The sequence below is a fragment of the Providencia vermicola genome (genome assembly GCF_020381325.1).
Taxonomy (GTDB): Bacteria; Pseudomonadota; Gammaproteobacteria; order Enterobacterales; family Enterobacteriaceae; genus Providencia; species Providencia vermicola.
This window is the reverse complement of the sequence record NZ_JAGSPI010000005.1, coordinates 234,004-259,481: the sequence shown is the minus strand read 5'-3', so window position 1 is coordinate 259,481 and position 25,478 is coordinate 234,004. Positions and strand designations below refer to the sequence as shown.

The following is a 25,478-nucleotide window of genomic DNA, read 5'->3' as shown; positions in this document are numbered from 1 at the left end:
CAATATTGCAATATATACATTACAATTTGGCGCAAGCAAAATTAGCGGTCATCAGTTGCTTGCGCCTATATCTATTATATTTTTACTTCATAAATGGATAATCAATATAACCTTCTGCACCACCACCATAAAATGTTTCAGGGTGCTGAGGATTCAGTGGTGCACCATGCTGCAAACGCGCAACTAAATCAGGGTTTGCGATAAAATCACGGCCAAAAGCTACGGCATCAATTAATCCTTTTTTGATTAAATCTTCTGCCTTTTCAAAAGTATAAGCTCCAGCACCAATAATGACACCATCAAAACACTGGCGAACTTTTTGACGAAATACTTCTGTATAAGGCTTGCCACCTGCCCAATCAGGCTCAGAAAGATGTAAATAACCAATCCCACGCTGATTTAACGCATCAATCACATATAATGCGTCTGACTCTTCATCGGGGCCATTTCCTGTATTTTGGAAACTACCAATTGGAGACAGTCGAATACCAATGCGCTCTGGTGCCCATTGTTCACATACGGCATCAATTACTTCCAACAAGAAACGTGCGCGGTTTTCAATGCTACCACCATATTGGTCATCTCGATGATTTGCATCTGGCGATAAAAATTGGTGCAATAAATACCCGTGAGCACCATGCAATTCCACCATGTCAAATCCCGCTTGGCGCGCATTTTCTACCGCTTGGCGAAAGTCATCAACAATTTGAGGGATTTCTTGTAATTTTAGTGCTCGCGGCATTGAGGTTTCAACCCTCACTGGTTTACCTTGTTCATCTCGTAAAGACGTACGTGTGTTAGCACTTAGTGCCGAAGGTGCAACAGGTGATTGATTCTCTGGTTGTAACGTATCATGGGAAATGCGGCCCGTGTGCCAGAGCTGTACGGCAATATGACCATCTGCATCATGTACCGCTTCTGTAATCTTTTTCCAAGCGACGATTTGCTCAGGGCTATGTAACCCTGGAGCCCCTGCGTAGCCTTTTGCTTGCGCTGAAATTTGTGTCGCTTCCGAAATGATCAGCCCTGCACTAGCACGTTGACGATAATACTCCCTCATTAATTCAGTAGGGACATCACCGGGCTCAACACTACGCAAACGCGTTAATGGTGCCATGAATATTCTATTTGCTGCTGTGAAAGCACCAACTTTAAGTGGTGTGAATAATTGTTTTTGCGACATAACAGCTCCATATTAGACCGGTCGACTAGTCATTGGGGAAATAAAAACGCCATTTAACTATATGGCGTCTGAAGTGTATTCTTTACATGTTCCAACGCGTTTTCTAATGGAACCGTGCTACGTGTAATTTTTGACTGTAAATTTGCACCTAACCAAAGCGCATAGAAAACTTGAGCCTTTGATAAAGGATCACCCATAAAATAAAGCGATTTTTCTTGGCGACCTTTTTCTAAGGCATCTGCAAGCAAACCAATAATTTGCCGAACACCCTCATCCATCGCTTTGTTCATATCTTCAGATAAATCACACACTTCAGCTGATAGTTTTACCGTAAGGCAACCATTAATATGCCCCATCTGGCAGACCTGTTGCAGCATTTCACCATAATAAGCTAAAAAACGGTCGCCATAATTCCCTGCTCCTTGTTCGAGGTGTATTGTTAGACGTTGTAAGTAGTCTGTGTAATAACGTTCTAACATCGCAACACCAAACGCTTCTTTAGAGCGAAAATAATGGTAAAACGATCCTTTAGGTACTTGCGCGGTTTTTAAAAGCTCACTAAGCCCCATCCCCGTAAAACCGAGATGAAGACAAAGGCGCTCACCCGTAGCTAAAAGATGTTCACGTGTATCGTGTTCTGTGTGTTTATTCATAGCTGTACTGTACTAGACTGATTGGTCTAGTGCAAAGTTTTTTTCTGCTAGAATACAAGAAGAGCATATTCTGCCAAGGCAATTTCAGGCAATATATTCCTTATCAACGACGTATGATTTTAATGGAACGTATTTTCTCACCATAACCTAATGTGTTGTGTTCACCACCCGATTCTGTGTGGTATTTTCCTGTATAATTAACCCCTTCATAAAAACGCACTGTCCAACCATCAGGAATACTGTAAGAGGCAATTTTATCTGCAAAATCATAACGGGATAAGTTAGGAATATTTTCATCAATTTCAAGATACTCTCCCTTTTGCCATGTTTTTGTGTATACAAACATGCTCTCTTCGAGATAATCACCATTGAATGATATTTTGCTGGTGCTACATTTCGCATCTTTGGCTTTACAAAAAATACTGCCTTTCCCTTGCCCCAATTCACAGCGACGCGACGTTTTTTGCCGTGCATTTTGTTCTGAAAACGCAGCTTCTGCATAAAATTCAGAAAATGGTGATAATGCACAGATATGCACAACTTGTTTATCATGACGGGAGGAATTATTATGATAGTTGGATTTTGCATAACTAAAACTGGTAAACAAAATCAGCAATAAAATACGTTTTTTCATCGTAAAAGCATCTTTGGCAGAAATGTATTAAGCCAAATTACGGTAAATAAGCTAAATTTTCTAGTAGAACACTCTGATAAACAGTCACTTAGTAAATTTTACTTATCTACATTAATTCAAGATAACCCCAATCTCACTTATTTTTTAGCCAGATTGAGGTTAAATTTTAGATGGAAGCGCGTCGAGCTTTGCGGGGTTTATACCATGTTTGCCCATCTGCATTAAGTCCAAACCCCCAACTCATTAGTGAGGCTCTATGACCAAAAAAGCCTGACTGATTGATGAGTTTTCGCGCTCGCAAGCTTGTATCAAATGGGCAGCTAGAACGGATCCAACTAACAAACATACCAGGGCCTGTTCCATCAACGGTGATATTTCGCCGTATGTGTGGAATTGAACGCTTTCCTTGCCACATGAGATATGACCAAGGAAGATTAGCATAGTAGTGATTTTTTTTAGCTGTCAATGTATCAAATTTGCGTTGAGGCACAATATCGATAAAAGGCTCTACCCCATTATGCGTATAAAGATGGCGAATATAACGCATTACACTGTGTAGACTAAATGCATTCCTATTGGCGGCAATAACCGCATTACCTAAAGCAGTTTTTCCTTTGTAATCCCTCCCACGATGAATTAACAGATCGGGAAGTTCGTCTTGGTTGTCTAAAAATGGTCTAATTTCCCCAATTGGACCATCGACCATAACATCAATATCCATATACAACCCACCAAACCGCCTTAAAATACCGATTCTTAACATATCTGATGCAGCCGCATAATTCGCATAGGCTGTATTAGTCGATTCTCGATTAATCGCCGCTTGATATTGATAATCAAATGGAGCGGGTTTTTGAACATTGATAACATTGAATATCGCTTGGCTATAACCTCGTTCAATGAGGTTATTTTTCAACTTTGTTGGGTTATCACTCCACAAATTAATCTGATATTGAGGGTTATTATGTTTAAAGCTGGCAATATTACTGATGCCATCAGCGGGAAGTTCTTTGTTACCAAGCCAAATATAATGAGCAATTTTAGGGTATTGCCCTTGTTCGTCATAATATGTCATTGGGTTATTGCGCGCCATACGGTATAAATTACTCCCGTCAGCAGCCCCCAGTGGGTCAGCACTCAACCAGCGCCCAATCCATGGTTGGTAGTAACGGCGACCATAATAATATAACCCTGTCATATCAAGTTCCTTATTACCATAGTGCCGCGTTTTATAACCTGCTAAAGAGGTATTATCTGCTAGCCAAATTGCTGTGCCGCCATAAGGATAATATTCTTCTTGGCTAAGGATATTTCCTTCGTTATCAAGTTCAATTCCTTGGTTTCCCGTTAATGAACTAAGTGAATAATGCATGGCATTATTGGCAACCCCTTTTGGCTGGCCATCTTCCCAGTGTAAAACTTGAAACTGTAACCCAATCAAGCGATTAACCGTAATCACTTGTAATATTTCATCATCGTTGCGATTCCTTAACTCTAGATTCGGTAAATATATTACTTTCATTTTTTGTCCCGAACGTTCAGTCACTTTCACTGTTCGTTGGTATTGGTGGTCATAACAGTAATGTTCTATAGCGTCAGCGCTTTTGACAGAGCGAAGTTCCTGGTGAGTTGTCCAGTTAAGGTGTTGGCCTTGAAGCAGTGTTTTCTGTTGTCCCGCTGCAGTAAATAACTCATCGACTTTTTCTGCGCTTGAAGCCAATTCGTTTAATACTGCGCGATTACTCTGATGGCTAGTGATTATTTGTGTTGAATAACGCTGGTTTGTTGCGGGTGAGCGATGGGAGATTTTTGTTAAATTCCCGCTATTATCATAACAATAAGTACGGAAATATCGCGTATAGGTTGCATTATCAAACGAAATACAACGGGAAGGTGCTGAAGATTGGTAAACTTGGTTTGCCATTTCGCGCCCAGACGCGCTGATTAATTGATACAATGAGTCATACTGAAAATCTTGTCTTGCCTCAACTTTTTGGTTGAGCCAAAAACGTGTTTGCCCCACCTGATCACGAACACAAACAACATTGCCCACAGGATCATACTGATAAATTAAGTCTTGAATTAATTTAAACCCCAATAAATGATCCGTTGGTCTTTGGGTTTTCACGCGAACTAAATGTTGAGTCTGTGCTTCATATTCGTAATTTGTAACAATGCCATTACCGAGTTCTTCGCAGGTTTTCAAACCTGAAGGAGAATACTGTATCTCTTTTGCAACCCACCGCTCTAACGCGTTTTTAATTTTTAATCTGTAGGTTTTTAATTGCCCTGCAATATCATAAGATTGCCGATGTTGGTGGCCCTTAGTGTCTTCAGTCACTAAGTTTGCCCCTGTTGCATCCGTGATGCAATAACTGACAAATGGGCTAACTGCAAGTTGCTCCTCCCTTTCATCAGTTTGCCAATCCACGTCATATTCAACATCTTCAGCATGTTGAATTAAACGTCGAGTTTGTGAAATCGCTTTTCCCAATAATGAGACTTGGTTTAATTGTAATAATCCTACCGTATCGTAGTGAGAAATACATTGGCCGCATAAATTAATGTTTTGATAAATAATGGAATTATCCGCATATTCGAAACATTCGGTTACTCGGGTCTTTCCACCAGCCAATTTTTCTTTCAAGTACAATAGCCTACCTAAGGAAGTACTATCTTCATAGTCATAAGTATGGGTAACACCATTAGCATCAATACTCACTAATAATCGACTCTCTATATCGTTAATCGTCACCGTGTGCCCGTTATCTACGCCTTCACTCCCCAATACAAAGCCTGACAAATCAGCTTTAAAACGAAAATTAAAAGACGTTTTCTCCTGTAAACGAGGATCACTTATCCCAGTCAGAAATCCACGAATATCAACTGACTGAAAGGTGAGTCTTTCATCTGTTGTTTCGGGGGTAGCTGGATGACGATAATACTCAATTAACCGAATATTGAGCCCGCGATTATCAGTAACCGTTATTGTTGGTGTTTTCTCCATTGAAAATTTATCCATTTTTCATCCTTTAAAAAACGTTTAATTGACCCCACAACCCCTAATGGTGTTGATGTAAACAAAGACAAATTCATCCTATTCTCCTTTATATTCAAATTATTAATGAAGAATCATTCTCCGCCCTTGTTCAATTCGAGTATTCTTCGAATGTAATTTTTTAGGGACAAGAATTTGAGGTCGGTAAAAAAGGGAAATTAATTTATCGAATTCTGAATCTGAAGTTGTTGAGAAAACAAGTTGTTGCGAACGTTTGTTGAGTAATCGTGTTGATTTGACGATGCGTAATGCAAGTGCTTCTTTAAAATCACTATATGGATAAAGCGTATCACTGGGTTTTGTTGCAATTTTTTCATGAGTTAATGTCACCGCAGCACACAGATCACCTTGGAATTTGTCAACAAGCCTATTTTGTGATGTCATTCTTTTATCAAACAGCACCGTGTCATTAATTGCCATATGTCCATATTTTAAATACTTATAATCACGCACTGAATTTAGTGGGGTAACATATTTTAAATCACCAAATCGGCTACTTGTTTTCCCTGTCACTCCCTCAACACCGAGAGAGAAAAAAACAAAATCTTTTGTTTTTAAACCCACAAAATCGAAATTTGTGGTATTCGTTTGGTCAGAGCGGATCAGCATTTTGTCTAGCAAGCTATCCCGGGAACGAAAAACGGCATGACTACCACGTTCTAAAAATTGTTTATCTGTAAAATGAATTAAATCAAAGTTTAATTCATTGAAATTGGTCACAAACTCTAACGCATCGCCCCTGATTTCACCCGCAGAAAGGCGCAAATTCTGCATATTATCCTGCGTCATTGCATTGAAAGAATCGAGATCCATAAACGGGATTGAATCATCATAACGTGAAACCCAGTCGATTCCTGTCGACATGATTTTATAACTTTCATTGGCTCTTATTTTAGCCTTTTCATCAATACGCCGATGATAATATTCAACAATCTGATTAAACGGATTTAGCCCATTATTATCTTTATATTTCAGTGGGTTATTCCTTGCCATTCGAAACAAATTCAATCCATCGACAGTTCCACCAGGGTCGGCACTTAACCAACGCCCACACCATGGCTGATAATAGCGATAACCATAATAGTAAAGCCCCGTTGCATCCCGTTCTTTACCTGAATAACGATGTGTCTTATCTTCCCCTTCAAGCGCACTACGTGCTGCCCATATTGCAGTTCCACCATAGGGATAATACTCTTCATAACTCATCAATTGCCCTGATTGATCCAGCTCTAAATCACCACTCCCCGCTAACGCATTAATACTGTAGCGTATTACGTTATTTTTAATTTTATCTGTCCTTCTATTCGTCCAATGCAAAGCGCGAATAGATGCAATACCCACATCCCCTACAACAATCAGTTGTAGTTCCTCTGCTTCTTTTCCATGAATTTGTTTGTAACGCAATTCTAAGTCGTCTAAGTAATAGGTTTGGTAACTATTTGATTTTTGTTGGCTAACCTTTAAAGCACGCTGGCTATTCGAATCATACCGATAATGTTCATTAACCCCTCCCTGATAAACCTGTCGTAATTCTTGCCGTACCGTCCAGTTAAGACATTGCCCTTGAAATAACTGTGTCTGCTGTCCGCTAGGTGTAAAAAAGTGGTCAACTTCATCACTGTGTGTAGTAAGTGAATCGAGAACAGCACGATTACTGTGCGTACTTGTGGTCATTGATTGGGTATAACATTGGTTTGTCGCTGGCATTCGATGGTGAATCTGTATTAAATTGCCACTGCGATCATATTGATAGGTACGAAAATATTGGGTGATAGTCATATTATCGAACGAACAATACCTAGGTAGTTTAGTCTTTTCCGTGATATTGCTTGCCATTTCACGCCCTGATGCACTCACCAATTGATATAAGCTATCATAGACAAAGCTTTGTTTCGGCTCTATTTTTTGGTTTCGCCAAAAGCGTATAGGTTCAGCATTATTGTAAATACAAACAATATTTCCTACGGGATCATATTGATAATATAAATCTTGTAGGCGTTTAAAACCGAGAGGATGGGTTACTGGTCGCTCTGTTCGAGATCGAACCAAACGTTGGGTTTGAAGCTCATATTCATTCCATGAAACCACCTCATTCCCCCATTCCTCTCGCACAATATTTCCATTGGCGGTATAAGTGATAGATTGAACAAGAACCTGTTCGGGCTCACCCGAAATCGTTAACCAATGCCCTGTACACTGCCCCGCAATATCATAAAATAAGCGCTGCTGATGGCCTTTCGCATCCTGCGTCAATAATATAGAGCCTGTCGCATCATAGGCCTTTTGATTAACAAAAATCTCTTGCGAAAGCACATTATCCATTTCACCCTGCCGCCAATTTGTAATGACTTCCGCATTCTCGGCATCTTGAATAAAACACCGAACAGTTGAAAGCGGCGCTCCAGTGAGGGATATTTGATTTAGCTGTAATAACCCTGCGGGGTCATAGTGGGAAACGCAGTGCCCTGCTAAGTTGTTTGCCTGCTCTGCGGGAGAATTACCTGCATAAACAAAGAAATCACTCGCAGTAGTGACAGCATCACGTTCAAAGCAACGAATTAATCGCCCTAACGTGTTTTTACCCTCGTAATCACACGTACGCCAAATATCATTAGCATCAATACTGACTAACAAACGCCCTTCAATGTCATTTAGCCGCCGTACCTCACCATTATCAACGCCATTTGAATAAAGCTGTGTTCCCAGCAGATCATAGTGATAACAAAAATTAGCTTGGACATGAATATGTAAACGTGGGTCAGTACTTTTGTACAGATCACCTTTTATATTAAACTGCTGATATGAAATTCGCTCATCAGTCATATCCAGTGCATTAGGGTGTCGATGATATTCAAACGTCCGTATGTTTAGTCCTCGATTATCAACAACATCGATTGTTGGTGTTTTTGTTGACAATAAAAAAGTCATATTTCTCCTTATGTTACAAAGAAATTAATTACCTCCTAACATGTCCCCATGAGTTCAGGCCTATGCTGAATTGTTCTTATTGTGGTATTTTTTGATTTTAATTCTCTTGGAACGAGAAGCTGGGGGCGAAATAATAATGACATAAACATATCAAACTCTTGATTGCTCTGAGTATTAACTATGCGGCCATATCCCGCTGGAGAAAGTAGCTTTGCAGAGTTGATTATTCTTAACGCAATTGCTTCTTTAAAATTGCGGTAGGCATAGACAGTTTCGCTAGCTTCTCCCGCAATTATTTCTTCTTTAAGGATATTGCCATCATCACGGCCAAACGTACGCCCTAAGCGCGTTGAGAATTGTCGCGTGCCGTAGTTTAAGGTGTCATTAATCGCAATATGTGAATACGGCATATATTGTTCATTTTCGACACTATTTAACGGGGTACTATATAATTTATCGCCAAATCGGCTAACCTGCTTACCTTCCGCCCCTTCAATACCTAGTGAGAAAAAAACAAATTCCTTTGTTTGTAAATTCATTTCATCTGAATAGCTGGTGTGCTCATGTGTATAATCAATAACATTATTTCTTCTTAATGCGACTCGTGACTTAAATGTGACCTCACCATTAACCATAAAATCCGTCTTTGACGCATGAAGTAATGTAAAATTCAATTTGGTAAATCGTTCAACAAAACTTGATTCCATCTCATTCAATGGTGAGGTAACCTTGCGTAAGTACTCAATGTTTTTACGCGTGATCCGATCAAAGCTCGCTTTATCATAAAAACCGTTGTTCCAATAACGGCCATTAGCCATGAAAATATAACTATAATCTGCATTTTCAGCCGTTTTTCTTTCTGCTGCTCTTCGCCTTAACTCTCTGACCCAATGTAATGGATTAAGCAAATGAAAAGGAAATAGGCCATTAGGATCATGATAGTTGATCGGATTATTACGAGACATTCTGTAGAAATTCAGCCCATCCACCGTTCCCAAGGGGTCTGCACTTAACCAACGACCAACCCACGGTTGGTAATAGCGGTAACCGTAATAATACAACCCAGTCTTATCACGTTCTTTCCCCGAATAACGTCGTGTTTTATAATCAGCTTCTACCTGATTACTTGCCAACCAAACAGCTGTACCACCATAGGGATAAAACTCCTCTTGGCTGATAATTCTCCCCTCTTCATCTAACTCTAAACCCCCATTACCAGCCCAAAAATCGAGGCTGTAACGCCATAAATTATTCTTGATACCATCCGGCGCGTTGTCCTCCCAGTGTAAAACGTGCACTTGAACATTATCTTCCCCCCCGATGTTAACGACCTGTAAACGCTCTTTTATGATGTCGTTTCGTTGTGTAATGTTGACTTCCAAATCCGTTAAATACCTTGTTTGGACACAAGAATGATCTTGTTGACTCATTTTGAAAACACGCTGACTTGCACTGTCATAACGATAATGTTCATTCAAGCTTAGGCTGGAAACATGCTTTAATTCCTGACGCGGGTTCCAATTGAGATATTGCCCTTTCATCAGCTGTTTTTGCTGGCCATTTAAAGTAAAAAAATCATCAACCTGGTTCGATTCTGTGACTAATGACGTGCTGATGGCACGGTTACTTTTATCGCTCACCGTCATTTGCGTTATATAACTTTGATTGGTGGCAGGAGAATGGTGATGGATTTTGGTTAGGTTTCCTCCTCGGTCATAAACATAATGCCGAATATATTGGGTATAAGTTGCATTATCAAAAAGCACATAGTGAGGTATTTGATGATGTTGTTGCCCAATATTTGCCATTTCACGCCCTGTTGCGCTAACCAGTTGGTATAATGAATCATATTGATAGCACTGTTCAGGGGATATTTTTTGGTTACGCCAAAAATGCGTTTTTTCTGCATCATTACGCATACTTACCCTATTTCCCACAGGATCATATTCATAATGGATGTCTTGGAAAAGTTTGAAGCCTAGCGGATGAGTATTAGGCCGTTGTGTTTTGACGCACAATAAACGCTGTGTTTGTGGCTCATATTCATACTGTGTGAGCACACGATTACCCAATTCTTCTTGCTGTTTTTGCCCTGTTGCTAAATATTCAACCGATTGAATCACTGAGCGCTCTTTTTGACCATTAATAGTTAGCCAATGATGTTTAAGTTGCCCAGTAATATTGTATGCATAGCGTTGCTGGTGGCCTTTCGCATCGATAGATTTCAGTAAACTCCCTGTGGCATCAACGTGTATTTGATGGCAGTATTCTTCTGTTTCAAGCTTTTGTTTTTCTTCACCATTACTCCAATTAACATCCGTTTTCCTCTCTTCAATTTTCAGTATAAACTGACGAGTCGTTAACAACGGCTTCCCTTGAAGGGAAACCTGTTTTAATACTAATAACCCCGCTGTATCATAGTGACCAATACAGGCCCCCGCCAAATTTGCTTTTTGTTCGTCGATGGAGGAACCTGCATAAATAAAGCATTCGCTGATATAAGGCGCTTCGTTTTTAATTTGTTCCGAGATGCTGATAGGCCGACCCAACGTCGTTTTTACCTCATATCGGCAAGTTCGACGAACGCCATTCGCGTCAATGCTAAATAATAAACGTCCCTCAATATCATTTAGCGCAGCGGAATCCCCCACATCAACCCCATGAGTGAACAGGGTCTCCCCCATTAAATTATAGAGGGAAATAATGTTGTTTATCTTGCTTAAGCCTAACCGAGGATCAGCTGAACTGACTAAATACCCCTGTATATTTAACTGCTGTAATGTGACTCGTTCATCGAGATCTGTGGGTTGTTTGGGTTCCCGATAATACTGTAGATGGCGGATAGTCAAGCCCCGATTATCCGTAACTTGTATTGTGGGTGTTCCTGCATGAAAAGACATGTTTACGCTTTTTTTCATCGTCTCCCCCTGATTACCCTTCTAACGTATCATTTTCATCTTCTTCAACTGTAAACCACGGGAATATTTGAGTACGCCGTAAATAATTTTTAGCCGTTAATACTTGGCTAGCTCTTCCTTGTGGGTCGTAATAAACCGTATCGGCATACAAATCACTGCGGCTGCTAGCATCACTGACATAACGCCAGTTATCGAGGAAATAAGGTTGATAAGTTCTGACGGCAAGACCTTTGTTGTTGTATTCTGTTTTTCCTGTTACAGCCCAACGAGTTGGCGTAAAGCGTTCAATTAACTGTCCTTGAGGATCACACTGAAGAGCCCCTGAATCATCACGTACATAAGCATTTCCAGCTTCATGGCGTACAGATGTTTGTAGCGATCGCCCAAAACCGTCAAAAAAAGCCACTTGTTGGCGCAACTGCTGTTCAGGGTCATTATCATAACGGTCGGTCGTAATCGTACAAAAATGCGGTGGAATACGCATACCCGTCGTCGAAGCGACAAATGGGTTTTGCTTTAATGCACAAGACCTTCGCAACCGACGTAGTGCTAAAGAACCTATTTTTTTCCCTATTGTTATTTTAAAATCATGAGGTAAATCATTTGGTTTATCAATCTGATACATCCAGCTATCATCACAGTAAACAATTGCTTGGGAAACAGGAGTACCTTTTGGCAAACTTAAAATGCCCTCAACAGTTAATGGTGCCTTAAAAGGTTTATCTGACGGAGGGCTATAACCACACGGTAAGCCATTCTCTGTTCCCCAAAAACGTGTAGATGTGACTCGCCCTAGGGCATCTAATGCGGCATGACTTTGGTTATTATTGATATCTTGAATTTGAATTGGCGTCATAAACCGATAATCATACTGTGCATATGTTGTCATGCCTGCTGCATCTTCCATCGCAGTGATTACACAGTAATGTTGACTCCAACGATAATGTGTTTTCCCCGTTAATAACGTCGTTCGAGTCGCCAATGGCCGCCAAAATTGTTTTGCATCACCATAATCGGTGTAACCTTGACGTGCACACCAAACCAACTCCGTGGAATGTCCCAATAGCTGTGGCGCTTGGGTATAGCCACCTTTATGTAAATATTGAAGAAGCTCCTCTTTTCCAATGTGTCCATCAAATGCTTTTAATGCTTGTTCATCTAAAACTGCGGTTTCGGTATACGCCACGAGAACAGGGAAAACAGGTTCCACAAACTCGCGTTTACCATCGGTATAAACGATCCGCTGTTGACCTAAGTACGCTGAAGCACGATGTTTACCTAATAGGCCATTGCTAGCTATCAACGTTTCAAGCGTAATCCCTTCTTTTGGCACCTCTGTGGCCACAAATTCAAATGCATCGCTACGTTGACAGTCCGCAATGCCTAAAACATAAGTATCAGAGGAGATTAATTGATGCCATCGCGATTGTTTTATCACTAAGCGTAAAATAGTTTGTTGTTCATCATAGCTGCTTCCTACAGTGGTAGTTGGAAGTGTCGTTGGATAAGGGTCACTTGCAGATTTTGCTCTTCGAGGGTAAGCAATCGTGACTTCCTTAAGGGCTGCCCCATATAAATCTTGTTCAACAACAATGGATTGCGCACATTGCGGATCAGGGATAATTCGCTCGTAGGTATAAGTTCTTTCTTCTATTTGTGAAACTTGGGTGACATATTGAGCCGATGTGGAGGGAAGTAAACGCGATTGAAACCGAAATTCTACAATATTATAGGGAATATGTTGTTTATCACTCCCATCTAGGCCAAACACCTCAGTACGTAGCGGCATTCCCTTTAAACTTCGGGAAAGCCAATATTCACTCCCATCAGGAAAAGTATCCAGTGATATATCTTTATCATCAACCCATTGGCTGTAGCGTGGATATAAATAGTCAAATGCGTGAGGATCTCCTTTCCAAAAATAGTGATATTGTTGCTGGTCAACCGTTTTATTTCCCGTTAAAAACCAGTTTTTTGTGAGGGTTGGAGCAGTACGTTCTGGTGCATTACCTTGGGCTCGCTCATCAGTATCGAGCATTTCCAAGTAACCAAAACCACGAAATTCACGTTCAACACCATCCCAAACCCCTTGCTCATAACGTATACTGCTGCTCAAACAGTTTTGCGTAATTTCATCCACGCTTTGTGTCTGCCATAAAACATGGATAGGGAATGGAAGATGCGAAACTATGGGTAAGCCCATTTTCTGCAACTTCGTTTTTTCATCGAGCCAAAATTGTGCCGAACTTCGATACCTCAGTGACGTTTCAGCCCCCATATTGTTGTTGATTGTGTTTAATAGCCACGCTTTTTCCGAGGAAAAATCCAATTTCCAGTGATAAGGGGCTTGATGTGGAACAGTTAAGATTAAACTAACGCCCCCCATACCCGTCACATCTGCAGCTTGCAACAGACATGTATTATCAAATTGCACCCCCGTGGGTAACGCGATGACATAAGGCTCACTAAAGCAATTACCCGCTTCATTGCTATACACTAAAAGTTGTGTCGGCTGCACATAAATTAAGTCAACATAACCAGAGCCATCCGTATCAACAAGATAAATAAAATTTGGATTAAATAAGGCTTTTGGCAAACTAAAACCGTCGAGCGTGCGTGGGGGACTAAATTGACCATAGCCTAAATTTGCCCAGCAAGTGACCCCTTCTGCATTAATTGCAACTAAATGCTGTTGGCCTGATCCTAAAAGGTCACTAAACCCGACTAATGTTTCAGCATTGGCAATCGGTAAAACCACACCATCAGGCTGTATCGTGAGTTCACTCGCCGAAAACCCCTCTCTATTATTGGGGTAAATACGTACACTCTTTGGGCCTATTAAAACAAGGTCTGCGATACCATTTCCTGTTAGATCAATAAGTTGTGAGATAGAGTGGAAATATTCCGTCGGAAATGCAGAGATGGGAATAAATTGAGTCCAGCGATTATCAGGCTGTTGAGTGTAATAACCTTCAAGACCAGGTTGAGCAATAACCCAATCTAATTGGCCATTCCCCGTAAAATCCATCAAAACCGCATTTTGTTTTAAAGAAGGCGTTTGCACTAATGCAGTGGGTTCCGCATAACTCACCGCATTTTCCCCAATGGCGGCATCCCGCTCAGGGGAACGGTACCACCAAGCTTCAGGTGATTGATATAAAATCCCCGAAATTCCTTCACCAAATAAATCAACTAGTTGATATGACTGCTGTGAATTGAAATATTGTAGTGCCGTGAATTCCCCCCATTGACTCGCTTTAGGACGTTCTTGATGTTGATAATCAAATTCTAAAGGCGCTCTGGTAACTATTTCCTCTCCAATTTCATGCCCTATTTGTTTTACAGCCACCAGAGTGGTTAATATAGGCTGCAAATCATATTCAAACACTACTCTGGCGACGAGTTCAGGTGGCTGTTTAGAGGCAGTTGCGCCTGATAATAAATCAACCCGATGAAACATCAGGACTTGTTGGCAAAGGCGACGTGTTCTTATTTCAAAACCATATTCAAACCGTGAAAAACAGTCAGGCCGGCACAACCAAAGTGATTGCTCATGATAATCGGGCTTATCTATATCGATGATGCTGCGCTCACCATAATCAAAGATGGCATGAAACAACCAACTATTTTCTTGAATAGGTGTGTCTCTTAGAATAAAAGGGGTTTGTGCTGCTTGAATGTTGCCATACGAAACCTGCCATAAGTAACGTTGTGCCCCCTCAGTTGCAGAAGAGAGCGCTTGTTCTTGTTCATCACAGTTAGCGATATTTTCGGCCTTATACTGATAATAAACATGTTCTCCCGTAGGCGTAATGGTTTCCTCAATAAGCCACTGCGCAATTTGGTTGGTATTTTCAGCGCAATAAATACGTGCCTGTTTCGTCTTACCTAAAAAATGGATATTTCCATCAGGTGAATAAATAACCCAAAAAGGCTTTTCCTCACCTTCACTACTCGGTTGCCAATATTCTAAGCGGCTATTATCTTCAATCACTCTCGGTTGATACGTCGTCACTATATGTGTCGATGATAGCGTTACACCCTGTAATTGTGTGCGTCGTTGAACATCGGCAGCGCCTAATGTATTGAGCGCTATCACTAATAACTCGCCTGCTGGCGACAAAAACTGATCCTTTCCTGCATAACGGGGAACGCCATGTTGGGTTCTGAGGCTAATCGATAACAGCCCTACTTGCCAGCCTAAGCCAAAAGCGCCATTCCCTGCTCCACTGCTATAGGATAATAAAAGAGAGGGTGAATAGGTTCGCCCTGAAGATAAAGGAAGTGGAATTGACATTGATGACATACCACTTGGGCCTGCATTTGCAATGTTCTCTCCCATACCTTGGCTAGTTCCTCCCCCCTTGGGGAGCGATAATGGCGCAATATTAACACCAGATTGTTTTTCCATAGTATTTTCCTGACAGGCAGTCTCCTGCCTGTACTTCCATGAGATTAATGACGTATGCCGTAGTGAATATGCAAAATAATGTTACTTAAACTCAAAAGTAATAATTTTTGCTTTCCTGTTGCATTTGGAAAACTGAGGGTGAAAATCCCGCTATCATCAATAGGAATGCCTTCAAAAGGTAGGAATTGGGGATCATCAAAATTGAGTTGGAATTGACCGCTATCATTAATGCCGTGGGAAAGTGCAATAGTATTGCAACCTCTCGGTACGATAAGGCTACTACTGTAGTTCAGCACGGCTTGAATATCCTGATAAGCCCCCATTAGCATTGGAAGGGACACGCTAATTTGTTTAATTCGACGAATATTGCCTAGATTATCTGGGTAGTCATTTTTGATATTAAAATCAGCAAGTTTAAATGTACTCATTAAAATGCCATTACGATCGAGTACTAATCCATTTTCTCGAGTTCCCACCCCGCCTTCCTCTTTAATCAAGATGTTTTTCACTTCATCCGCTAAGGCAAAACCTTTACCATCAGGTTGTGAGGAGTACCATTGCGCCAGAGAGATTGTACGAGTCACTTCCATTGGGCGAGTTTCTTGTTTGATGTATGCCTCATCCAGTTGAGCCAAATTCAAGGCAAGGTTTTCTCCTGCTAGTAATCCCGCATAATTACTGTTCCATGCGCCTGGTTTGATGAATATGGCATCGCGTTGGTTGGTTTCCCAACGAAAAGCCTCTTGAGCCATTAAACAACGAGACAATGTAAGGTCATAAAATTGGTAATAAATTGAAGATAAACAACCACGTAACCAGTTATACATGGCTTTATTGCTAAATTTGCGTTGTATAAATTCCAGTTGAGCTTGTGTATGTCCTCTTTGCATTTCTAAATAGCGCTTTTGCAGCTTTGCCGATTCCTGACGAATTCCCAACAGGTCAAGCTGAGCATCTATTTGTTCCAACTCATTCCGTGCATTATCTTTATGGATCCCCCACTCTTGGCGTCTGCGTCGATAGGTTTCATTATAACTAAGGCGTTCCGCTGAAATTCGCGTAGCATGAGAGCTCATTTCTGTGCCAATGGCTAACGCATTGAAAATAGCGCCACTCTCCCCGCCGCCAACGGCAAGACCATAAATATTTGGGATCATATTCATTATCGCTGCTGACATACGCAATGCTTCGCAACTCAATGCTGTGATGGATGATGATAAAAAGAGATCCATCGCCAATTGTTCACCCACATTCACATTTTCATCATAAAGGCTGGTATAGCTATTGAAACGCTGTAAAGCGCCTTGTCTATTAGTCTGTAGAACTTTTTTATCCGCTTCAATTTCAGCGATGGTTGATTCTTGCAAGGTAATGGATACTTGAGAAAGATCACGAGCCTGTAGTTGCATCATCTCTGCCATCGCTTCACTATCCTGTCGTTCAATGATCCCCTGCAACATGTTGCCAAATTGCATCAATTGGCTGACTAATCCACGTGCATTACCTAATGCAACGGCAAAACGTTGTAGGGGTAATTGTACTTTCGGTAATGCTTTCCCTCCGTGTGATGAAACAATGCTCGAGCTTTTTAATACTTCTGGGGAAAGGGGCTCAGCATACAAAGGTAAATGCAAAGGTTGTCCATCAATTGAAAGGTTATGGCGCAAGTTATATAACCGTAGCTCTAATAGATTCCAGTAGCCTTCAAGCTTTGTATTCACTTGCGGATAGAAACATGTCGTCAGTTGTTCAACTCTTTCGGTTGATTCACGTAAAACGCCATTCTGATAGAGCTGGGTAAGATCATCATGATAATTATTTATGCGCTGTTGTTCTGCGGCGGCGCCTAAACTAATATCCCCCCATTTATCGCCTACATTAGGAATATAAGGTTTTTCTCCAAGTAAACTCAGCGCATGGGTATACCACATTTTAGCTTCATTCAGCGTATCCCTTTCAAGTTGCCGGTAGGCTGCATCCCCACGAGCAATTAGCAAATCAAGCATTTTCATAAATGTTGTGACCTTATAATGCATAGGGTCATGCTGTGCGATCGCATCAGGGTTTGTGGTATCAATCGTCGACGCACTCCAAGAGATACTTTCTTCAAGTGGTCTGCAATTCCAATAGTATGGCGCTTTATTGCCTTGCCATGTTTGGTACCCCATTGGGCTCCAAATATACTTAAGCCAGATAAGCGCTTGGTCAAATTGGTTTTCTTGTAATAACCGAGAACACACCATAGCGGGTAAGTAATAAAACATCTCCCAAAAATACAACGAATTAGCCCCCGTAAAATCCATTGGCTCAATATAATTTTTTAGCAATTCAACTTGTACAGGTTGATGACTATTTGGCGTATAATTAGAAAGATAAAATCGGTTATTTGCCACTGAAGCAGAAAGTATACCAATAGATGAAAGACCACTCTGAGCTTGGAAATGCAGTTGTAAAGTTAATTCAGTATTACTAGGAAAATCAATAATATCATTGAATGGTGATGCCTTTCGGCTTAAAGGAACAAAAAGCACGATATTCGTATCGATATCATTCAATCTGCCCTGCCAAAAAACAGCCATAGAAGCACTTTCTGACCCGATAAGTAGCTTAGCCGCTCTTGAGTTACCATGAAGCTCAACATCGTATTTAGGTATAGTGACTCTAATATAATCACCATTCCCCATTTGCGGTTCAGGCAAATATTGCGTATCCATTGTTAAAATCTGATCAATACCTTTATTCGCTTTGGTAATTAACTGCTGTGCAAATAAGGTATTAATTCGAACTCGATGCATATCACGTTGCATGTATTGCGCATATAAATTTGTTTTATTAAAACTAATAACTTCGATATTGGGATTTTGCCGTTGTATTTCAATTTTATAAATTCTTGTTCCTAAACTGCGCATATCAGTAGGGTATGCATTATAACTCACGGTAACCGTTAGCTTATTATTAATAAACTCAGAAAGGGGAATATCAATCTCTAAATGCGTAAAATTGTAAATCATCTCCTCTAAACTGAAGTTTGGTAGTTTTTCAACATAGTTACTGGCTAGAAAATTTTTCTTGGTATCCCCAGAAAAAATATGAACATAGACATTTTGGGGTGGGAGTGCTGTGTTAATATCATAATAGCCATCTGTTTTTGATTTATTGTTGGCAGAATCCGATACCTCCATTCTTCTTATTGGGGTCGTTGATTCTTTTGAATATGAAAGTCGATAGTATTCTTCTGAAGGTGGGATGGGCCAACTACCACCTTCACTTCCTAAGTTATATACATAAAAGTCAGCAGCACTCGGGTTATTAAGAAGAATATTTTGTTTGTATTTACTTCCCGTCTTTGTATGTTGTACGACATTATACAGCGGCTTGCCCGAAAGTGTTTGTTGGGAGTAAATAACAAACTCGCTTGGTTCATTATTATAATATTTTTTCATCATATTACATTGTTCACGCTGACGTGTTCCTTCCCCCCGATAAGAGATACTCAAATTGGCGTCAAGGCTTAATGTAATTACCCTATTTCCTGATTCAACAACACTAATATTGCTAAGGCCACTTCCACTAAGCATAGTTAAGTTATCGTAGCCATATTCTGCATAGATATAGGTATATTGAAATTTTTTATATAAATAATTATCCTGCGCGACTTTTTTAATTAAATATTGGCTTTGTAATGTATCTAAATCATTGTGAACCTTGATAATAATATTCTTTGAATCTTGACTACTCATAGCCTTGGTTGTCATATTGGGGTAAATAAATAAGCCTGATGCGGTAGTTAGCATTTCTTCTGAATAAAATTGTTTTTTCGTATAAAAAAGTATATAGATAATATCTTGTTCTAACCCATCCACCATATTGCTATACAAAGAGCAATAGAACCCAACTTGGTATAACTTGTCTTTTGAAAAAATACGTAATGTGCTATCAAGGCTAAAAGAGTTGCTCGCTGCCCACGTGCCATCGTAATTTAACTTACTGATTTTCAGTGTATAGTGTTCTATTGGTTGATTGTTACTATCTGTTTGTTTTTCTTTTTCAACCCAAGCAACATGAAGTCGCGAATTCAAAATAAACGGCCTTACCCAGTCTTGAACTACATTTATTCCCATCTGAATGGCTTTCCATTCACTCCAAGCACTTGCTGGGAATATTCCGTCTTCATTAAACTGACCTTGGTCGACGCTACGCCAATAAAATCTGCTAGAATCTGCGGAATGGCCAATAAGATAGGTAAACCCATTATCGAAATTAATATTATTATGGTAACCGCTAACGATATTTAAATTTGCGATTTGTTCAAATTGACTAAGATAAGAATTAAACGCAGTTTCTATCGTATCAGGGGGCAAATTACTTTGACTAATGTCTTGTAACATGCCATCCATCATCTGTGTTTGCCCAATTCGCATTGTTGGGTCAAGATAGTTTTCAGGGTAGTACAGTAACTGAGAACAGCCAGCCCATGTACTGTATCTAGCATTATATTTATCCCAATTGATAAAAAATGGGCGGCTGATTACTCTACTTTCGGTTTTGTCTTCTAGATCATTGAGTGCCCTGTAGATGTAGAGTTGTAACGATGCAATTGTTTCTGCAATTCGAGATGTTGTGACTGTCCCTGAGACTTGGTTATCAATTAATAAATAATAGTAAACATCATCACGAGTAGGTAATGGGACAGGAGCCGCTTTCAAGCGATAAAATGTGTTTAATGCATTCCCCCATTGTTCCTCTAATTGATGATAAACTGTTTCATTATCGGATTGCTTCAAAGCGCCTTGTATTAGATGGCTTTGTACAGCCCAGGAAGAGTAGCCTTTTTTAGGGTCGTAAGATAATTCGAGCAACTGAACTATCCCATCAGGCGTGATATTAAGTAGGTTTGATACACAGAGTAACTGTATTGCTATCGAAACTTGATCCCAGTGCCCTAAATAGGTTCGTTCTGGTGTAGGCAAAGAGACATCATCATTATGATTGCGGCTAAGTCCAATTTGCCGAGCGAGCATAAGTGCTTGTCCCACTTTTGCTACATCATCGTTTAGACTACTCGCTAAAATTTCAGCGGATAATTGTTGATGATTCAATGCGGTAAGCACATCATTTGAAAATTCACCTGAACCATTCACCCATTGATGAAATTGTGTTAATTGTAATAATATTTCGGTCGTTAAACCTAATTCGGATAGGCTAGAAATCAATAACGATGGCTTTTTAATAATCAGATCTAATTCTTGTTCGCTTAGATGAATTTGATTAATAATAATAGATAATTGTGTTAGCGTTTGTGTAAATGCAATAACATCAGCGCGTTCTGCATCTGTAAGATATTTCTTTTGGATTAGTTGCCAGAATTTATCCGTCGTTTGCCCATTGGGCTTTATCTGGTTAACCCAATGCAAGCATAGTTCTGAAATATAATTAGAATTTAAGGACAATGTTGAAACAAAAAATGGTGCCATTCTTGTCACAAGTGCTTCACCATGTAAATTAGGTGCTGCACCAATGCCATTTAATAACGTTTGCTGTAAATCATCGAGGGCTGGAGTCCACACTGTACTTGTAATATCGCCTACCATAATAAATAACTGATAAACGCTCCAATTTTGCTCTGCTAACCATAAAGTGATCTTCGATACATAGTGTATAATTTCATGTAGTTGGTCATTGTCGAGGTCATAGAGTGGCACTTCACGATAATCAGATAACTGTAAGATAATCTCAAGTTCATCAATGGTTAATGCATGAGCACGTGCAAGCAACACGATCCGATATAAATCTGATAGCTTTTCCCTTGTGTTCTTAAATGCATAGGAATTATCTCTGCTCCCCATTTGATGAAGTAACCATAATCCAGCATCATCAACCTTAAAACTACGTTTCAATACTGACCGGTGAAAGCTTTCGCCTTGAAGGAGTTTATCTGGATGAACTGTAATGAGTTGTTCATCAAGTTCGTATCGTTTCCCATCAAGTAATGGTGTATTAAATAAAAGATCAAACTGACTGACTTGTAGCGATGTTGACCTTATGCCAACCATTGAATTAGTCAAAATGAAGGCTTCTGAGAGCGTTAAATAACCTTGCTGCACAAATATTTTCGCATGCGCTATTTGATAAATAATATCGGGTGTTAACTTATCAATAGGCAAATCTGTATTAAGAACAATGCGCTCCATGTCTTGTATCGTTAACTCTGTCGCCCTGAATAACCGAACCATTTTGTTGAAATAAAGAAGAAATAATGCGCTGTAATTACCATCAATACCTGTACCTGAAAAACCACAACTTAAACAAGTTAATTCAATTAAGGTGGCAATTTCATCTGTAGAAACTTGATAATAACGAGACAACTGATTTATCGATGATAAATCAGATTCGCTGACCCCTTCAAAATTCTTATCATAAAGTTCATGAATTTTCTCTTCGTCCTCAGTGACGCTTTCTATCAAAATGGCAAAGCTTTCTGGTGGAAGATTTAAGCTAAGGGCTGTCAATCTTTGTGCTGCGAGTAGTTGATTTAAAAGTGGTAAGCTTTTTATTGTTTTTAAATGGGGATCTTGCTGAAAAATTCCTAGGCGGACGGTGTTGTAAGCGTGGTGGTAAGGTAGGCCTCCACCCTGCCGGCATGATGATAATTTTTCTTCAATCTTATCGGGTGGTTCTACCATAATGCTTGAAATTGCACTCACAAGTATTTCATTTGCATAGCTGAGTGTGGACATTTCAGTGTCCATATTGTCTTGAGATAACAGTATATTACTTATATCTGGCCGCCTATTACCTAAATTGTATACAGACTGTTTGTCATGAATAGGCAGAGCCTCTCGATAAAGCTCAGTTAAATAAGCGGCAGGAGAAAATGAAGAAGAAACAGACCCCTCGCTAACAAAATAATTAGAGCGCTCAGGGAACATATCAATGTAACTGTATTTTTCAGCGAGAGACTTTACATTTAATGATCGTAAAGCGGATGTTTGAGGGTTAATACGGGCCAATAATTGGGATTCAAATAATCGACTCTCATTGCGTTTTTCTTGTGCAATTTCATATAAATTGACGATTTCATTCCTGTTTAAAATATGACTAAACTGCTCATGTAACTGTTCTTGAGACATTAACATGATATCTGCTAATGATAGTGTTTTCGAACTTAATTTATTAACTTTATTTGAAATCATTTCAAATGATGGCATTAAACACTCCTTACTCATTATGGTTTCATAGTCTCATATCTAAAAATCAATAAGACACTACTTTAACAGCCACTAAGTAGGTAACAATCTTATGACCAATTAAACTAATTCCAATTTAGTGTTAAAATAAAAATAATAAATTATTTTTTTTATTGCTATTAAACACTAAACAAAAGAGTGAAGTATATAATGTAAATATAAACAAAATATGAATATAAATATTCATAAAAAAAGGGGTGACCAGCACCCCATAAAATAGCGAATCATGAAAATGAAAGTAAAGATTAATTACGAAATAAATATACCCCAAAAAAAGACAATAAACAATCATAAATAAAACCAATAATTAGCAATAAAAATAAAAACAATTCATTAACTAACTAAGATATATATAAAGCATATTTCTTAAATATTTAGCACGTAAACAATTAGTTCATCTGGTTATAATAGAATAAAAAATAATTGCTAAGCAAATTGCAGGGCCAAAAGGCACATGGTGTTTCTCATCAATGTCATAGTAACTTTTATAATCACCTCGATCAGGAGAATAACTGTATAATCTAAATATGACATAGCATATTATGCCAAATATGGACGATAGTAAAAATAACCAATGCGCCTGTGAAATGCCAATAAATGTAGCCCCTGCGGCAAATAATTTAGCATCACCATCACCCATTCCCTCTTTCCCTGTCACAAATTTAAATACTATCATAATAGTTTTTATGCATAGCCACATAAAAGCGCAACCGAGTACCGCTTGAATAGGAATAACAGATGTCCATTTCAAGACTGAACTCACTAAACCTAACCACATCAATAAGTAACTTAGTTCATCAGGAATGAGATACCATTTAAGATCAATGAAAAAGATGGCGTAACATAGACTAAACACAAGAAGAAAAACAATTATTGTCATCAGTTCATTATTTTGATAAAAACAATAAAAAAACACACTAAAAACAACGCCAAAAATAAATTCCGAAAGTGGATATATCTTTGATATTGTGTTTTTACAATGTCTACATTTACCCTTTAATAAAAACCAACTAATAACAGGGATATTATCGCGTTTATATACCTTAATTTTACAGTGTGGGCAATGAGAATGAGGAAAGCTTAATGTTAATAACTCCCCCACTCCTCGATTAAAAATGATGAGTGGTAATCGATAAATAACCACATTCACAAAACTTCCAATACAGCAGCCTACAACAAATGCAAGGAAAACATAAAAAAGATAAATAAAATTATACATATTAATCACAAACATTTAAGATTGAGCCATCTTTACGATACTGTCCCTCATTAATATAAACGTTATTGTAGGCATTAATACTTCCCCTAAAATACGTCTGAGCATATTTTTTGTAGCCAAACTCAGCTAAGTTTCCAGTAATTAAGTCCGTATTAGTATAAATAAAATCAGTTTTTTTTAAGTTTATGTCATACTGTGGAAATTTTTTTCCACGCGCCATTTCCTGATATAAATCAGCAAAACCAACTCGAGGACCTGCAAAAGCATTCCGTTCTTCTCTATATTGTTTAGAATAATTGGTATTGGTTGCAAGATTACGAATATCTGGAATTCGGCTCCAATCCATTGCTATAGCATAGGTTTCCCCTAATGACATACTCACTTTAGCACTCAAGTTCGATAAATATTGAACTTTTAAATCTTTATCAATTCCTATTGAGATATTGCCATCATTTTCCTCATCCCAGCCAGACATCTCAACTTTACTCAGTTCTAATATCGGTGGATCCATTGATTTTGGGTTATAACCAGGTTTAGCACTCCAAGTAAATGCAACAAAAGCAGGTATATTAGAAATTTCAGGTCTTGGTGGTGATTCTCTATCTTCTACTCTGATTATTAACTTCTTAATTGAACGCGTCGGTATCCACATAATTTCATCAGGTTGCCTTAAACTTACGGGCATTATTCCCCCGACCATACGTTGTACGACGGGCTTGTAGTAAAGAGAATAGGAGCTCGGATTTTTCCACATCATAACTTGGTTATAATATGGTTCGAACCATTTCTGTTTATCTGCATCTTGAGGATAACCAATCCCTGCATCAGAAACATTCATTCCCTTAATAAATCTTGCACTGAGCGGAACTTGTGAAACTTCGTCTCCTCTTCCGTAAGGACCTAAAGAGGGGGCACCATCCCAATTGACTTGTCGGTCACCAAAAAAATTAGCCAGTTTTATTGGAATACCTCGTTCATCCTCTCTCCAAAAATACACTTCATATTTGACTTGAATTCGGTTTTTAAACTCTGAAATCATGCCAAAATTTCTTAATGATGAAACTACAAGTGGTAACGGTGTAGAGGTATTAGCACAAACCAGCTTAGCTGGGTTTACTGGTCCTGAGCCATCAATATATTTAATCCCTTTTGTATAAGCACCATTAACAACCATTGGTAATAGCAATGCACTTAAACATATTTTTTTTAATTTCATGTTTTTACCCA

10 protein-coding genes are annotated in these 25,478 nt (G+C 39.2%); all 10 read right to left on the bottom strand.

Annotated features, from left to right (window positions below; translation table 11 throughout):
* Window positions 1-82 precede the first annotated feature (82 nt).
* Entirely contained in the window at window positions 83-1,183 is a 1,101-nt protein-coding gene (gene nemA, locus KDJ85_RS09420) for an alkene reductase (protein WP_225819434.1), read from the bottom strand.
* Window positions 1,184-1,236: 53 nt separating this feature from the next.
* Window positions 1,237-1,836 (bottom strand): TetR/AcrR family transcriptional regulator, encoded by a 600-nt coding sequence (locus KDJ85_RS09415; RefSeq protein ID WP_225819433.1) that lies wholly within the window; start codon window positions 1,834-1,836, stop codon window positions 1,237-1,239.
* Window positions 1,837-1,939: 103 nt separating this feature from the next.
* Window positions 1,940-2,470, bottom strand: a complete 531-nt coding sequence (locus KDJ85_RS09410; protein ID WP_225819432.1) for a beta/gamma crystallin-related protein — start codon at window positions 2,468-2,470, stop codon at window positions 1,940-1,942.
* Between the two features lie 166 nt (window positions 2,471-2,636).
* Window positions 2,637-5,492, bottom strand: coding sequence for an RHS repeat-associated core domain-containing protein (locus KDJ85_RS09405; protein ID WP_225819431.1), 2,856 nt, complete (start codon window positions 5,490-5,492; stop codon window positions 2,637-2,639).
* A gap of 99 nt (window positions 5,493-5,591) precedes the next feature.
* Window positions 5,592-8,456, bottom strand: a complete 2,865-nt coding sequence (locus KDJ85_RS09400; protein WP_225819430.1) for an RHS repeat-associated core domain-containing protein — start codon at window positions 8,454-8,456, stop codon at window positions 5,592-5,594.
* Between the two features lie 35 nt (window positions 8,457-8,491).
* Complete coding sequence (locus KDJ85_RS09395) at window positions 8,492-11,374, bottom strand: RHS repeat-associated core domain-containing protein (RefSeq protein ID WP_225819429.1); 2,883 nt, start codon at window positions 11,372-11,374, stop codon at window positions 8,492-8,494.
* A 13-nt stretch (window positions 11,375-11,387) separates the two neighbouring features.
* Complete coding sequence (locus tag KDJ85_RS09390; protein WP_225819428.1) at window positions 11,388-15,785, bottom strand: SpvB/TcaC N-terminal domain-containing protein; 4,398 nt, start codon at window positions 15,783-15,785, stop codon at window positions 11,388-11,390.
* Window positions 15,786-15,829: 44 nt separating this feature from the next.
* On the bottom strand, window positions 15,830-22,993 hold the full coding sequence (locus KDJ85_RS09385) for a Tc toxin subunit A-related protein (protein WP_225819427.1): 7,164 nt from the start codon (window positions 22,991-22,993) through the stop codon (window positions 15,830-15,832).
* 433 nt (window positions 22,994-23,426) lie between these two features.
* Window positions 23,427-24,251, bottom strand: a complete 825-nt coding sequence (locus KDJ85_RS09380; protein ID WP_225819508.1) for a prepilin peptidase — start codon at window positions 24,249-24,251, stop codon at window positions 23,427-23,429.
* A 1-nt stretch (window position 24,252) separates the two neighbouring features.
* Window positions 24,253-25,467, bottom strand: a complete 1,215-nt coding sequence (locus KDJ85_RS09375; protein ID WP_225819426.1) for a hypothetical protein — start codon at window positions 25,465-25,467, stop codon at window positions 24,253-24,255.
* Window positions 25,468-25,478 lie beyond the last annotated feature (11 nt).